This window comes from Micromonospora sp. DH14 (genome assembly GCF_029809455.1).
In the GTDB taxonomy this organism is placed as follows: Bacteria; Actinomycetota; Actinomycetes; order Mycobacteriales; family Micromonosporaceae; genus Micromonospora; species Micromonospora parva.
Genome location: NZ_JARVKT010000044.1, coordinates 1 through 14,805, shown reverse-complemented (window position 1 = coordinate 14,805; position 14,805 = coordinate 1). Strand labels below are relative to the sequence as shown.

At 71.8% G+C, this 14,805-nt stretch carries 12 protein-coding genes; 6 read left to right on the top strand and 6 right to left on the bottom strand.

The features are described 5' to 3' along the window. Positions 1 to 42: 42 nt before the first annotated feature. Positions 43 to 2,661, top strand: a complete 2,619-nt coding sequence (valS, locus tag QCZ28_RS31900; protein ID WP_279520044.1) for a valine--tRNA ligase — start codon at positions 43 to 45, stop codon at positions 2,659 to 2,661. 44 nt (positions 2,662 to 2,705) lie between these two features. Here the strand turns inward: valS and QCZ28_RS31895 are convergent, their stop codons facing one another. The 5 genes from QCZ28_RS31895 to QCZ28_RS31875 form a co-directional block, all read right to left on the bottom strand. Beyond that, on the bottom strand, positions 2,706 to 3,350 hold the full coding sequence (locus QCZ28_RS31895) for a hypothetical protein (RefSeq protein WP_279520043.1): 645 nt from the start codon (positions 3,348 to 3,350) through the stop codon (positions 2,706 to 2,708). 171 nt (positions 3,351 to 3,521) lie between these two features. After that, on the bottom strand, positions 3,522 to 4,232 hold the full coding sequence (locus QCZ28_RS31890) for an ABC transporter permease subunit (RefSeq protein WP_030337472.1): 711 nt from the start codon (positions 4,230 to 4,232) through the stop codon (positions 3,522 to 3,524). Continuing rightward, on the bottom strand, positions 4,233 to 5,144 hold the full coding sequence (locus QCZ28_RS31885; protein WP_210866470.1) for an ABC transporter ATP-binding protein: 912 nt from the start codon (positions 5,142 to 5,144) through the stop codon (positions 4,233 to 4,235). Beyond that, positions 5,144 to 6,049: an ABC transporter permease subunit gene (locus tag QCZ28_RS31880; RefSeq protein ID WP_051708851.1), complete on the bottom strand. Its 906-nt coding sequence runs from the start codon at positions 6,047 to 6,049 to the stop codon at positions 5,144 to 5,146. The genes QCZ28_RS31885 and QCZ28_RS31880 overlap by 1 nt, the downstream gene beginning before the upstream one ends. Next, positions 6,042 to 6,956: an ABC transporter ATP-binding protein gene (locus tag QCZ28_RS31875; RefSeq protein ID WP_279520042.1), complete on the bottom strand. Its 915-nt coding sequence runs from the start codon at positions 6,954 to 6,956 to the stop codon at positions 6,042 to 6,044. Before QCZ28_RS31875 ends, QCZ28_RS31880 begins: the two co-directional genes overlap by 8 nt. Positions 6,957 to 7,193: 237 nt before the next feature. Between QCZ28_RS31875 and QCZ28_RS31870 the strand changes: the two genes are divergently transcribed. The 4 genes from QCZ28_RS31870 to galT all read left to right on the top strand — a co-directional run bounded on the left by QCZ28_RS31870 (position 7,194) and on the right by galT (position 12,339). Then, positions 7,194 to 8,708, top strand: coding sequence for a glycosyltransferase family 2 protein (locus QCZ28_RS31870; RefSeq protein ID WP_279520041.1), 1,515 nt, complete (start codon positions 7,194 to 7,196; stop codon positions 8,706 to 8,708). 89 nt (positions 8,709 to 8,797) lie between these two features. Beyond that, positions 8,798 to 10,327 (top strand): adenylyl-sulfate kinase, encoded by a 1,530-nt coding sequence (gene cysC / locus QCZ28_RS31865; protein ID WP_279520040.1) that lies wholly within the window; start codon positions 8,798 to 8,800, stop codon positions 10,325 to 10,327. A gap of 113 nt (positions 10,328 to 10,440) precedes the next feature. Next, a complete protein-coding gene (locus QCZ28_RS31860; protein ID WP_279520039.1) occupies positions 10,441 to 11,250 on the top strand; it encodes a DeoR/GlpR family DNA-binding transcription regulator in 810 nt (269 codons plus the stop codon). Positions 11,251 to 11,262: 12 nt separating this feature from the next. Further along, positions 11,263 to 12,339, top strand: a complete 1,077-nt coding sequence (galT, locus tag QCZ28_RS31855; protein WP_210858955.1) for a galactose-1-phosphate uridylyltransferase — start codon at positions 11,263 to 11,265, stop codon at positions 12,337 to 12,339. 328 nt (positions 12,340 to 12,667) lie between these two features. Here the strand turns inward: galT and QCZ28_RS31850 are convergent, their stop codons facing one another. Further along, the gene (locus QCZ28_RS31850; RefSeq protein WP_088987690.1) at positions 12,668 to 13,885 is read right to left on the bottom strand and encodes an NADP-dependent isocitrate dehydrogenase; all 1,218 of its coding nucleotides are present in this window, start codon (positions 13,883 to 13,885) and stop codon (positions 12,668 to 12,670) included. 137 nt (positions 13,886 to 14,022) lie between these two features. On the opposite strand from QCZ28_RS31850, the gene QCZ28_RS31845 reads away from it, so the two are divergent. Continuing rightward, on the top strand, positions 14,023 to 14,805 hold a 783-nt coding region (locus QCZ28_RS31845), incomplete at its 3' end, for an MBL fold metallo-hydrolase (protein WP_279520038.1).

Here is a 14,805-nt window from a genome sequence, read left to right as displayed (position 1 = left end):
AACTACGTCGCCCCGCACCCGACGGGTGCCTACGATCGCAGGATGACCGACACGGCGAGGACGGCCCGCGCCGGCGTTCCCGAGCGTCCGACCCTGGACGGGCTCGAGGAGAGCTGGGCGCGCCGCTGGCAGGAGGAAGGCACGTACGCGTTCGACCGCTCGAAGGAGCGCAAGGACGTGTACGCGATCGACACCCCGCCGCCGACCGTATCGGGCGAGCTGCACATGGGGCACGTGTTCTCGTACACGCACACCGACACCTCGGCGCGCTACCAGCGGATGCGCGGCAAGGCCGTCTTCTACCCGATGGGCTGGGACGACAACGGCCTGCCCACCGAGCGTCGGGCGCAGAACGTGTACGGGGTGCGACCCGACCCGGCGCTGCCGTACGACCCGGTGTGGCGGCCACCGGCGGCCCCGGTCGACGACGCCGCCCGTCGCGACCCCACCCCGATCTCCCGGCGTAACTTCATCGAGTTGTGCGAACGGCTGACGGTCACCGACGAGCAGGCCTTCGAGGCGCTGTGGCGGCGGCTGGGGCTCTCGGTGGACTGGTCCCTGACCTACACGACGATCGGCCGGATCGCCCGGACCACCAGCCAACGGGCGTTCCTGCGCAACCTGCGCCGCGGCGAGGCGTACCAGTCGGAGGCGCCGACGCTCTGGGACGTCGGCTTCGCCACCGCTGTCGCCCAGGCGGAGCTGGAGGACCGGGAGCGCCCCGGCGCCTACCACCGGCTGCGGTTCGCCACTGCCGACGGGCGCGCGGTGGACATCGACACCACCCGGCCCGAGCTGTTGCCGGCCTGCGTGGCGCTGGTCTGCCACCCCGACGACGAGCGCTACGCCGACCTGGTGGGCGGCACGGTGCGCAGCCCACTGTTCGACGTCGAGGTGCCGGTGTACGCCCATCCACTCGCCGAACCCGGCAAGGGCACCGGCATCGCGATGGTCTGCACCTTCGGTGACCTGACCGACGTGACCTGGTGGCGTGAGCTGGGGCTGGCCACCCGGGTGGTGATCGGCCGGGACGGCCGGCTGCTCCCCGAGCCGCCGGACGGGGTGCCCCCGCAGCCGTACGCGGCGCTGGCCGGGCAGACCGTCAACGGTGCCCGCCGGGAGATCGTCGGGATGCTGACCGACGCCGGTGACCTGGTCGGCGAGCCGCGCCCGGTCACGCACCCGGTCAAGTTCTACGAACGCGGTGACCGGCCACTGGAGATCGTCTCGACCCGACAGTGGTATCTGCGCAACGGCGGCCGGGACGAGGCGCTACGCGCCACCCTGCTGGCCCGGGGCGAGGAGCTGCACTGGGTGCCGGCGCACATGAAACACCGCTACGACAACTGGGTGGGCGGCCTCAACGGGGACTGGCTGGTCAGCCGCCAACGCTTCTTCGGGGTGCCGGTGCCGGTGTGGTACCGGCTCGACGACGCTGGCGAGCCGGACTGGACCCACCCTCTCACGCCGGACGAGTCCGCGCTGCCGGTCGATCCATCCAGCGACCCGGCGCCGGGGTACGACGAGGCGCAGCGCGGCCAGCCGGGCGGTTTCATCGGCGACCCGGACGTGCTGGACACCTGGGCCACGTCGTCGCTGACCCCGCAGATCGTCGGTGGCTGGGAGACCGACCCGGACCTGTTCGCCCGGGTCTTCCCGATGGACCTCCGCCCGCAGGGGCAGGAGATCATCCGGACCTGGCTCTTCGACAGCGTGGTCCGTTCCCACTTCGAACACGGGGTGCTGCCCTGGCGGGACACCGTGCTCTCGGGCTGGATCCTCGACCCCGACCGCAAGAAGATGGCGAAGTCCAAGGGGAACGTGGTGACCCCGCTGGCCCTGTTGGAGCAGCACGGCTCGGACGCGGTGCGCTACTGGGCGGCCAGCGGCAAGCCCGGCATGGACCTGGCGTTCGACCCGGCGCAGATCAAGGTGGGCCGGCGGCTGGCCACCAAGCTGCTCAACGCGTCCAAGTTCGTGCTCGGGCTGGGCGCGGCGGACGCCCTGCGCGCCCCGTACGACAACTCCAGCTCGGCGCGTCTGACGCCACGCCGCGACCTGGAGTCGTCGGCCACCACACCACTGGACCGGGCGATGCTCGCCGAGCTGGCCACCGTGGTCACCGCCGCGGGCGCCGCCTTCGACTCGTACGACCACACGGCGGCGTTGCAGGTGACCGAGGCGTTCTTCTGGCGGTTCTGCGACGACTACATCGAGCTGGTCAAGGAGCGCGCCTACGGCACCGGCGCGGCGGCCGACTCGGCACGGGCCGCGTTGGCCTCGGCGCTGTCGGTGCAGCTGCGGTTGTTCGCCCCGGTGCTGCCGTACGTGACCGAGGAGGTCTGGTCGTGGTGGCGTTACGGCTCGGTGCACCGGGCGCCCTGGCCCACCACCCACGAGGTGGCCCGGACGATCGAGGGGTCGGGGGATCCGGCGCTGCTGCGGCTCGCCGGTGACGCGTTGAGCCAGGTGCGCCGGGCCAAGTCGGAGCGGAAGCTGTCGATGAAGGCGGAGGTGCCGTTGGCCGAGGCGCTCGGCCCGGCGGCGCTGCTGGAGCAGCTCACCCTGGTCGCCGACGACCTACGGGCGGCGGGCCGGATCGCCAAGCTCGACCTGCTCCCGGACCGCGCCCCGGAGCTGGTCATCGCCTGCGCCTTCTGACCCCGGTCCGTCGCCGCCCGCACGGGCGGCGGCGGACCGGCGGGTCACCAGCCGCGCAGGAACCGCAGCCCGAGCAGGAACGCGACCACGGAGGGCCCCACCAGCAGGGTGATCGCCTGGAGTCGGTACGGCATCCGGTGCCGGGTCAGCTCCCCCGCGTTGCCCAGCACGATCGCCCCGGCCAGCATCAGGAAGGCGCCCCACCAGCCGGTCTTGAGGTGGATCAGATTCACCCGGATCAGTTGCAGGGTCAGGCCGAGCAGCGCGCCGGTCAGCGCGAGCAGGGCCACCGCCCGGTGCAGGCCGCGGGCCAGCGGGTGAGCCGCCCGCCAGCCGTAGGTGCCGGCGACGGCCAGGCAGGGCAGCACCACCAGCAGCGGCCAGCCGCGCCCCATCACGCCGAACATCAGCAGCGCGCCGACCGCGAAGACGATCGTGCCGACACAGGCCAGCACGTACCCGGCGAAGGCCCGGCCACCCCCGCGGGCCAGCAACGGCCCGCCACTGGCCGCGATCAACGCGGCCGGAATCAGGATGAACACGGCCCACCAGTGGAACTGGCCGCTGCCCTGGGCCGCCGTGGCGACCGTGGCACAGGCCAGCCCGGCGACGGCCAGGCTGGTCAGCCACGGCCGGCTACTCCGGGAGTACGGCTCAGCCAACGACGTCCGCTCCGCTTCGACGCTCACGCCCGTCAGCCTGCCGCGAGCGGGCCCGACCGGTCCATCCGGCCAGCCCTACCGCCGCGCGGGGGCTGGCCGGAACAGCGGCTGGGGCGTGTGTCAAAGCCTCGGTCGAGCCGAGGCGGAGTCCAGGCGGCGGTCCGGCCAGGGGCTTCGACACACGGCCTAACACCGCTGTCAGCTCGTCTCGCCGGCCACGCTGAACGAGCGCAGGCGGTCGATGGCGAGCACAGTGAAGCCGACGCTGACCAGCGCGGTCATCACCGACGCCACCGACACCGACACGCTCGCCTCCAGCAGTCCGGTGGGGGCGATCCGGTCGGCGAGGGCGATCACGTACTGCTGGATGGAGAGCACCTTGGTGCCGCTGACGAAGTTGCCCAGCAGACCCTCCCAGATCAGCACGTAGACCAGGCCGAGGAGCACCGGCCGCCTGGTGACCAGGCTGAGCGCGAGGAAGAACGCCGAGTACGCCAGCGCGCCGAGCGCCGCCGCGGCGGCCAGCGCCAGACCGAGGCGTACCGAACTGGCGAGCACGCCCGCGACGTAGAGCGGCACCGCCACGGTCACCGCGGTGACCCCGGCGGCCACCGCGAGCTTCGGCAGCACGATCTGCCAGCGCGGCAGCGGCTTGGTCAGGATGTGCACCACGGTGCCGTCGTCGATCTCGGCGCCCAGCACGCCCGTGCCGATGATCAGCGCGACCACCGGTAGCACCACGGCGAGCCCGAGACCGACGAGCACCGGCGGCCCCCACTCGCGCGGGTCCACCCCCAGCGACCGACAGAGCACGGCCAGGCCGAGCAGCACCAACGGCAGCGGCAACAGCAGCAGGAACCGACGTCGGCCGAACAACCCGCGCGCGGTGATCCAGGTAACCGTGGACATCTATGCCTCCACCAGGTAGGAGAAGACGCTCTCCAGGGATTCGTCGGACGGCACCAGTTGGCGCACCCGGATGCCCTTGCTCAGGGCGATCCGGGGTAGCGCCCGGGTGAACGCGCCGTAGTCACCGGCCCGCACGGTCAGGCCGGTCGGTTCCAACTCGACCCCGCTCACCGACGCCTCGGCGATCAGCGCGACGGCCAACGCCCGGTCGTCGGTGGAGCGCACCGCGAAGACGTGCGGGCGGTTGGTCATCAACCGGCGGATGGTCCGGAAGTCGCCGGAGGCGGCCAACCGGCCGGCCACCATCACCTGCACCGTCCCGGAGACCTGCTCGACCTCCTCCAGGATGTGCGAGCTGAACAGGATCGTCCGGCCGGCGTCGCCCAGGGTGTGCAGCAGCTGCATCATGTGCAGCCGCTGGCGCGGGTCCATGCCGTTGAACGGCTCGTCGAGCAGCAGCACCTGCGGGTCGTGCACCAGCGCGGCGGCCACCCGGGCGCGCTGGCGCATGCCCTTGGAGTACGTGCCGATCCGGCGGTCCTGCGCCGATTCCAGCTCCACCAGATCGATCGCCCGTCGGGCCGCGGCCGCGGGGTCGGGCAGCCGGTGCAGCTTCGCGCTGGCCAGCACGAACTCGTACGCGGTCAGGAAGCCCTGCACCGCCTCCCGTTCGCTGACCAGCCCCAACCGCCGGTAGACGTCGGGGTTGCGCCAGGTCGGCTCGTCGTCGAGGGTGACAGTGCCGCGCGACGGGGCGAGGAACCCGGCCATCATGTGCAGCAGCGTGGTCTTGCCGGCGCCGTTCGGGCCGAGCAGCCCGGTCACGCCCGGCCCCAGGGCCATGCTGATGTCGTTGACGGCGACCACGTTGCCGTACCACCGGGACACCCCGGTCAGGCTCAGCGTGCTCATCAGGAGGCGACCTTCCGGTAGCGGGCCAGCAGCAGAGCGGTCGCGCCGGCGACCAGCAGCACCGCGGCCAGGGCGTAGACCGGGCCGAACCCGCCGATGGACGGGCCGCCCTGGTCACCTTCGACGAGCAGGTCACCGAGCGACCAGATGCCCACCCCCTGCACCAGCGTGGAGGGGGAGGCGAGCCCGGCCAGTTCGTTGGCGGCGCGCGACGGCAGGATGCTCAGCACGCCCACGATCGGGGTGGTCATCAGGAAGACCGCGACCACACCGCCGGCGGCGAAGGCACGCTTGCCGGTCAGCGACGCGACCAGCAGGCCGACCGAGGCGAAGACCACCGCCCACAGGCCGGCGTAGAGCAGCCCGGGCAGCAGGTCGAGCAGTTCGTTCCACACCCCGCGCATGCCCTGCTTGGTGGTGAACGCGGCACCCAGGAACATCAGCAGCTGCGGCCCGCCGAGCAGCAGCCAGAGCGCGGTGGCCAGCGCCAGCAGCTTGGCCAACGCGTAGTCGCTGCGCGGCAGCGGCCGGGAGAAGTACAGCGGCAGCACACCACTGCGCAGATCTCGGGAGACCAGCTCCGGGGCGACGACCGCGACGAAGAAGATGACCAGCCAGCTCATCGAGTCGGCGAACTGGGCGTACGTGGCGACCGGCTCGCCGATCTGGCTGCGGATGGCGGCCAGGGCCACCGCGACCAGGGTGACGATGCCGACCACCAGCCACGGGAAGATCTTGGCCTTGGCGCTGCGCCCGAACCCGAACGCGGTGCGCAGACCGTGCAGGTAGAGCGCGCCGAAGACCTGCCGACGGCCCAGCCTCGGGCCCTCGTAGCGCTGGTAGCCGATGTCGTGGATGACGCCGGTCGGCGTCTGCCGGGCGGTGGTGGTGGACGGCTCAGGCATGAGTGAGCTCCCTCGTGGCGAAGAGTTCGGCCACCCGGTGCCGGCGCTGGTCGAGTCGGTGCAGTGGCAGGTCGAGGTCGGCGACCGCGCCGAGGATCAGGTCGTAGGTGCCGTCGTCGGCGAGTTCGACGAGTAGCAGTCGCCCGTCCCGCGCGACCGGCAGCTTCAACTCGGCCAGCCGGGCGGCGAGTTCCTCGGTGCCCTCGCTCACCTCGACGGCGAGCACGTCGGTCGCCGAGGTCATCGCGGAGATGTTGTCGGCGCGCAGCAACCGGCCACCGTCGATGGCGATCAGCGTGTCGCAGATCCGCTCGACCTCGCCGAGGAGGTGCGAGCAGACCAGGACGGAGATGCCGAACTCGGTGCCGATCCGGTGCACCAGGGCCAGCATGGCGTCGCGGCCGGCCGGGTCCAGACCGTTCGTCGGCTCGTCGAGCAACAGCAGGTCGGGGTCGTGCACGAGCGCCTGGGCCAGCTTGACGCGCTGCTTCATGCCGGTCGAGTAGCCGCCGACCGGCCGGTAGCGCTCCTCGTAGAGCCCCACGTGCCGCAGCGCCTCCGAGGCCCGCTCGCGGGCCGCGGTGCGGGGCAGGCCGCTCATCCGGCCGAGGTGGGTGACCAGCTCGGCGGCGGACAGGTCCGGTGGGAGGCAGTCGTGCTCCGGCATGTAACCGACCCGGTTGCGGACGGCCGCCGGGTCCGCGGTCGGGTCGATGCCCAGCACCGAGACCTGGCCGCTGGTTGGTGCGATCAGGCCGAGCAGGATCTTGATCAAGGTGGATTTGCCGGCGCCGTTCGCGCCCACCAGGCCGATGATCCCGGGCTCGACGGCGACGGTGAGGTCGGCCAACGCGGTGACCCGACCTCCGTACGTCTTGGTGAGCGACTGGGTCGCGATCAGTGTCACGCGCCCAGCGTAGGGAGTCGATGCCCAGCATGGACACCGGCACGCCCCCGGCGCTCCCCTGATCCTTTCCCGGCCGGCCCCCTAAGGTCCGCGGCGGGCTCTCGCGGCGTTTTCGCCGGTCCCGCGTTCGGTCGGACCCCGCTTCCGGAAAGACCCATCCGAGGTGACACCATTCACCTCTCGTTCACCGGGCATCGATCCGCCTGGCGATCGACCGACGACGCGGGAGGGATCCTGATGGCCGAGGTGGGCGTCCCGAAGGTGAGCGTCGTGGTGCCGGCGTACAACTGCGGCCCGCACATCGAGAAGCTCGTCGCCTCACTGCTGCGCCAGTCACTGCCCGCCGACGAGTTCGAGGTGATCTTCGTCGACGACGGCTCGACCGACGAGACCGCCGAGCGGCTGGACCGGCTGGCGGCTGAGCACGGACACATCAGTGTGCTGCACATCGAGAACTCCGGCTGGCCGTCGCGTCCGCGCAACCTCGGCATCGAGCAGGCCCGCGGCGAGTACGTCTTCTTCGCCGACGACGACGACTGGTTCGCCGACGAGGCGTTGGAGCGGCTGTACGCCTGCGCGAAGGCGAACGACGCCGACATCGTGATCGGGAAGATGGCCGGGTACGGCCGGCCCGTGCCGCGGGAGCTGTTCCGGAAGAACCGCTTCGACGCGACGCTCAGCAACTCACCCCTGATCGACAGCCTGACCTGTCACAAGCTGTTCCGGCGGTCGTTCCTCAACGAGCACGGTCTGCGGTTCCCGGAGGGCGGCAAGCGTCGGCTGGAGGATCATTCGCTGGTGGTCCGGGCCTACTTCCTGTCCCGGCGGACCTCCGTGTTGTCCGACTACATCTGCTACCACCACGTTCAACGGGGCGACGCACGCAACGTCACCGCGGCTCCGCTGGACCCGTCGAGCTACTACGCCAGGGTGCGGGAGGCGCTGGACGTGGTCGACGCCCACACCGAGCCGGGTGCGCTGCGGGACCGGCTGCACCGGCGCTGGCTGCGCAACGAGATGCTCAGCCGGCTGCGCGGCAAGCGGATGCTGAACGCCCCTGAGACATGGGTGGAGCAGGTCGCGCTGGAGGTCCAGAAGATCATGCAGGACCGCTTCGCCCCTGGCGTCGCCGGTGGGCTGCCGCCGATGCTCCGGGCGATGGCGTACCTGGCGGAGCGGGGCCGGGTCGCGGACCTGCGCAGGCTTGCCCAGTGGGAGGCGGGCATCCGCGCCCACGGCACCGTCGGTGAGCTTCGGCGCGCCGACCACGCCGTCACGGTGACCGTCGCCGCCGAGCTGCGCTCCGCGGACCAGCCGGTCAGTTTTCGCGCCGACGCTGACCGCGACGTGCTGATGCTGCCGATGGAGGAGATCGAGCCCGAGGTGCTCGACGCGACCGCGCAGGTGCGCAAGGCCCGCCTGGACCTGGTGGCCCGCCACCGGGAGACCGGCGCCGAGATCTTCCTGCCGAACACCTTCGAGACCGAACGGATCACCGGTACGACAGCAGCGGACACGGTCCACCTGGTGCACCGGGCCACCGCCACCATCGACTTCGCCGCCCTCAACGGCGGCCGGACGCGGGGTAGCTGGCTGCTGAAGGCCCGGATCACCAACGTGGGCTGGACCGAGGACGCGCGACTGCCGCTGGTGTTCATCTGCCGGGCCGACGGCTCGCGACCGCGCATCCGCGACGAGCGGAAGGTGTGGAACCGGCTGCGGTCGGCGGTGGGCCGGCGGATCAAACGCTGACCCGGCGGCGGGGGGTCTTGGAGTGGCACCCTCGACCGATCGGCGGTCGGCTGCGAAACTGTGTGCCGGTCAGCGAGTGGGGAGCGTGAATGAGCAACGGCTGGGTGCTGCCCGACGAGGTGCTACGGGACGCGCCGGCGTACACGCCACGTCCCGGTGAGCTCGCGGATCTGGAGCTGCTGCTGACCGGCGCGTACGCCCCGCTGACCGGCTTCATGACCCGCGCCGACCTGGTCTCGGTGAGCCGACGTGGCCGGCTGGCCGACGGCACCCCGTGGCAGGTGGCGGTGGTTCTCCAGGTGCCGACCGCACTGGCGCAGAGCTTCGATCCGCGCGACCCGGCCCGCCGGGCGCTCGTGCTGACCGACGGGGAGGGCGCCCCGGTCGCCGCCCTGGACGTGGCCGACGTCTGGCCGATCCGCGAGGGTGTGGCGGGGGTGGGCGGCCAGGTCCGGCGACTGGGCGACGGTGGGCACGGCCCGTTCCAGCGGCTGCGTCGTGACCCGGAGGAGGTCCGCGCGCTGCTGCCCCCGGGCCGGGTGCTCGGGGTGATCGCCGATCGGCCGTTGCACCGTCCGCAGCTCGCCCAGATCGCCCATGCCGCCCGCACCCTGGCCGCTCACCTGCTCGTGATGATCCCGGTCGGTGAGGGCGGTGTCGGTGGGCTCCCGCCGGAGGCGCTGGTCCGTACGATCTTCGCCGCCCGGGACCGGATGCCGCCCGCCACGCTGGTCGCGGTGCCGCTGTCGCACCGCCACGAGGAGATCAGCGACGCGTTGCTGCGCGCCCGGGTCTCCGCCGCGTACGGGGTCACCCACCTGCTCTCCACCGGGGAGATGCTCTCCGGCGCCGGGCTGCGGGTGCTGGTGCCCCGCGAACTCGCCTACGACAACCGGGACGGGCAGTGGCGGTGGCGGGAGGACATCCCACCGCGCAACCGCCGGCTCGCGCTGACCCAGGCGGAGATCGACGACCTGCTCGACAGGGGTTTCCCGCTGCCGGAGTGGCACACGCCGCCCGCTGTGGCGCGGGAGTTGGCCCGGGCCCGGCCGCCGCGTCGGCAGCGAGGGCTGGTGGTCTTCCTGACCGGCCTCTCCGGCTCCGGCAAGTCGACTGTCGCCCGGGGGTTGGCGGACGCGTTGCGGGAGAGCGGCGACCGGACGGTGACCCTGCTCGACGGGGACGTGGTGCGCCGGGAACTCTCCGCCGGGTTGAGCTTCAGCAAGGCCGACCGGGATCTCAACGTCCGGCGGATCGGCTGGGTGGCCGCCGAGATCGCCCGGCACCGTGGGGTGAGCATCTGCTGCCCGATCGCCCCGTACGCGGCGGCCCGCGCCACCGCCCGGGAGATGGCTCTCGCCGCCGGGGCGGGTTTCGTGCTGGTGCACGTGGCCACTCCGCTGGAGGTGTGCGAGCGCCGGGACCGCAAGGGCCTGTACGCGCGGGCACGGGCCGGCCTGCTCACCGGGATGACCGGTATCGACGACCCGTACGAGGAGCCGACCGACGCGGATCTGGTTCTCGACACCAGTGACGTGAGCGTGGCGGACGCGGTGCAGGCGGTGCTGCACCATCTGACCGAGACCGGTTGGGTGGAGTTGACCATCCCGTCCACCTGAGGCCTCGCCGTACCCCCGTTTCTTCCGCCGCTGAGCGGCACGCGCTAGTGTTCATCTTTGTTGGAACACGTTTGACCGCGTGAGGGTACGTGGACCCCGGGGAGGCACGGCGGATGCTGGCTCAGCAGCGGCAGGCGGCCATCCTGGAGCGGGTCCGCTCGACCGGCGGCGTCCGGGTCAGCGAGCTGGCCGGCGAGTTCGGCGTGTCCGACATGACCATCCGGCGTGACCTGGACGCGCTGCACGAACGCGGCCTGCTGGCCAAGGTGCACGGCGGTGCCACCACGACCGGGCCGAGCGCGACCGACGAGCCGGGCTTCCGCGCCAAGTCGGTCCGCCAACTGCCGGAGAAGGCGGCCATCGCCGATCGGGCCGCCCAGCTGGTCCGGCCCGGCGCGGCGGTCGCGCTCTCCGCCGGCACGACCACCGCCGAGCTGGCCCGCCGGCTGGTGGACGTCCCCGAGCTGACCGTCGTGACGAACTCGCTGCCGGTGGCCGAGATCATGCACGCGGGCGGCCGTCCGGACCAGACGGTGGTGCTCACCGGCGGAGTACGCACACCGTCGGACGCGCTGGTCGGCCCACTCGCGGTGGGGGCCGTCCGGTCACTGCACCTGGATCTGCTCTTCCTGGGCGTGCACGGCATCACCGAGCGGGCCGGCTTCACCACCCCGAACCTGATGGAGGCGGAGACCGACCGGGCGCTGGTGGCCGCGGCGGACCAACTGGTGGTGCTCGCCGACCACACCAAGTGGGGCACCGTGGGCATCTCCTCGATCGTCGAGTTGGCGGCGGCCCACGTACTGGTCAGCGACGACCGGTTGCCCCCATCCGCACGGCGGGTACTCGACGAACGGGTGGGCGAACTGATCATGGTGAAGGCGACAGGGGGCGGGCCGCGTGACGCGCACGCCGACAACTGAGGGGACGGCGCCGTGAAGCGCACCGCGATCGACCTGGCCGACGGCCGGGAGCTGATCTACTTCGACGAGCGTGACGACGCGGTCCGCGACCAGCCGGACCGCCGGGACCTGCCACCGCCTCCCCCCGCGTCGCAGCTGCGCTACGACCCGCTGACCGACGAGTGGGTGGCGGTCGCCGTGCACCGGCAGACCCGCACCTTCCTCCCACCGGCGAACGAGTGCCCGCTCGACCCGTCGGTGGGCGACCGGCTGACCGAGATCCCGGCACCCGACTACGACGTGGTGGTCTTCGAGAACCGGTTTCCGTCGCTGAGCGGTCGGGTGGCCGAGGAGCCCGGGGAGATCACCCCGTTCACCCCGGTCCGGCCGGGCGTCGGCCGGTGCGAGGTGGTCTGCTTCACCTCCGACCACAACGCGTCCTTCGCCAGCCTGCCGCCACGCCGGGTCCGCACCGTGCTGGACGCGCTCGCCGACCGCACCGAGGCGCTCGGCGCGCTGCCCGGCGTCGAGCAGGTCTTCTGCTTCGAGAACCGGGGCGTCGAGATCGGTGTCACGCTGCACCATCCGCACGGGCAGATCTACGCGTACCCCTTCGTGACGCCGCGCACCCGGGCGATGCTGGCCGCGGCGCGCCGGCACGCCGAGCGGACCGGCGGGGGCAACCTGTACGCGGACGTGCTGGCCGCCGAGCGGGCCACCGGTGACCGGGTGGTCGCCGAGAACGAACACTGGACGGCGTACGTCCCGGCAGCCGCCCGCTGGCCGTTCGAGGTGCACGTCGCGCCGCACCGGGTGCTGCCGGACATCCCGGCGCTCAGCGACAGCGAGCGGGAGTCGTTCGGTCCGCTCTACCTGGATCTGCTGCGCCGCTTCGACGGCCTGTTCGACATGCCGATGCCGTACATCTCGGCCTGGCACCAGGCCCCGGTACGGATCGATCGCGAGCTGGGTTACCTGCACCTGCAGCTGTTCAGCATCCGGCGGGCCACCGACAAGCTGAAGTTCCTGGCGGGCTCCGAGTCCGGGATGGGCGTCTTCATCAACGACATCGCCCCGGAACGCGCCGCCGACCTGCTGCGTGCCGCCTGAGCGGGCCCGCTGCGTCGGGTGCCTGAGCTTGGCCGGTGGCTGAGCGCGGCCAAGCGCGGCGGGAAACAGGGCGCGGGGGGCCCGGGACAGGGCCCCCCGCAGGGAAGGGACGGCTGGCTGTGCACGGCACAGCCGGGAAGGCTGGCTGATCGGCGCACGGGTGCCGCGGGTCGACCGTGGTCAACCTTCCTGGACGCGACTGGCATCTCGTCCATCCTGGTCAACGAGGCGCGCCGAGCGGGGTGACGCCGATCGGCGCGGCACCGCCGGACACGCCGAAGCCCGCCGGCGGGTGGCCGGCGGGCTCCGATGACGCGGTACGCCTGGATCAGGCGGCGAGCTTGCGGGCCAGGTTCTCGTCGAGCGCGTTCATGAACTCGTCGGTGGTCAGCCACGGGGCGTCGCGCGAGATGAGCAGCGCGAGGTCCTTGGTCATCTGGCCACCCTCGACGGTGTCGACGATGACCTGCTCCAGGGTGTTGGCGAACTCGGTGACCGCCGGCGTGCCGTCCAGCTTGCCCCGGTGGGCCAGGCCCCGGGTCCAGGCGTAGATCGACGCGATCGGGTTGGTCGAGGTCTTCTCGCCCTTCTGGTACTGCCGGTAGTGCCGGGTGACAGTGCCGTGCGCGGCCTCGGCCTCGACGGTACGGCCGTCCGGGGAGAGCAGGACGGAGGTCATCAGACCCAGCGAGCCGAAGCCCTGCGCCACGGTGTCGGACTGCACGTCACCGTCGTAGTTCTTGCAGGCCCAGACGTAGCCGCCCTCCCACTTGAGCGCGGCGGCGACCATGTCGTCGATGAGCCGGTGCTCGTAGGTGAGGCCGGCAGCGTCGAACTCGGCCTTGAACTCCGCCTCGAACACCTCGGCGAAGATGTCCTTGAAGCGGCCGTCGTACGCCTTGAGGATGGTGTTCTTGGTCGACATGTAGACCGGGTAGTTGCGGTCCAGGCCGTACCGGAACGAGGCGCGGGCGAAGTCCCGGATCGACTCGTCGTAGTTGTACATGCCCATGGCGATGCCGCCGCCGGGGAAGTTGGCGACCTCCATCTCCATCGGCGTGCCGCCGTCGGCCGGGGTGTAGGTGATGGTCACCGTGCCCGGGCCGGGGACGACGAAGTCGGTGGCCTTGTACTGGTCACCGTGGGCGTGCCGGCCGATGATGATCGGCTTGGTCCAGCCGGGGACCAGCCGCGGCACGTTGGACATGATGATCGGCTCACGGAAGACGACGCCGCCGAGGATGTTGCGGATGGTGCCGTTGGGCGACCGCCACATCTTCTTCAGGCCGAACTCCTCGACCCGGGCCTCGTCCGGGGTGATGGTCGCGCACTTGACGCCGACGCCGTGCTCCTTGATGGCGTTGGCGGCGTCGATCGTGACCTGGTCGTCGGTCTCGTCGCGGTACTGGATCGACAGGTCGTAGTAGTGCAGGTCGACGTCGAGGTAGGGCAGGATCAGCTGCTCCCGGATCTGCTTCCAGATGATCCGGGTCATCTCGTCGCCGTCGAGTTCTACGACCGGGTTGTTTACCTTGATCTTCGCCATCGGCCGGCGCTCCTCTCGGGGGACACGTGCTCAAGCAGTACGAGCGTACTGCAATTGGACCGGCAGCCCCCAGCCGGCCTCGACCGGCCGGCGGAACCGGACTGCGCGGAACAGGAATGCCCTGGAATCATCGTCCGATGCCACTGAACCGCACCCTCGGGTCTATCACGGTCACCGCGCTCACCGACGGTGAGGGTCAGTTCTTCCAACCTCGCGCGGACGCGTTTCCGCAGGCCACGACAGCGCACTGGGCGGAGGCCGACCGACGCGACCCCGGCTCGGTGACCGCCGACGGGCAGTGGTGGCTGCCGTTCCGCAGTTTCGCGATCCGGGTCGACGACGGGCCGGTGACGCTCGTCGACGCCGGCATCGGGCCGTCGGACTCCCTCGCCGCGAGCTGGGCACCGGCGCCCGGCCGGATGCCCGCCGAGCTGGCCGCCGCCGGCATCGACCCGGCCGACGTCGACACGGTCGTGCTGACCCACCTGCACAGTGACCACATCGGCTGGGCGGTCACCGGCACGCCGGGGCGGCCGTACTTCCCGAACGCGAGCTACCTGGTGCAGCGCGCCGAGATCGACGCGGCCCAGACGCTCAACCCGGGGCTGCCGGCCGGCGTGATCGGGCCGTTGCGCGCCGCCGGCCAGCTCCGGGTGGTCGACGGCGAGACCACCCTCACCCCGGCGGTACGTCTGCTGCCCACCCCCGGCCACACCCCTGGCCACCAGTCGGTGCTGCTGACCTCAGCCGAGGAGCGGATGCTGTTCACCGGCGACCTGCTGGTGCACATGGTGCAGCTGGTCGATCCCGACCTGGCGTACGCCCACGAGGTGGACCCGGACGAGGCCCGCGCCTCCCGCCTGACCGCCCTCCGAACCCACTCCCCCACCATCCTGGCCCCCCCCCCCCGGGGGCGGCCC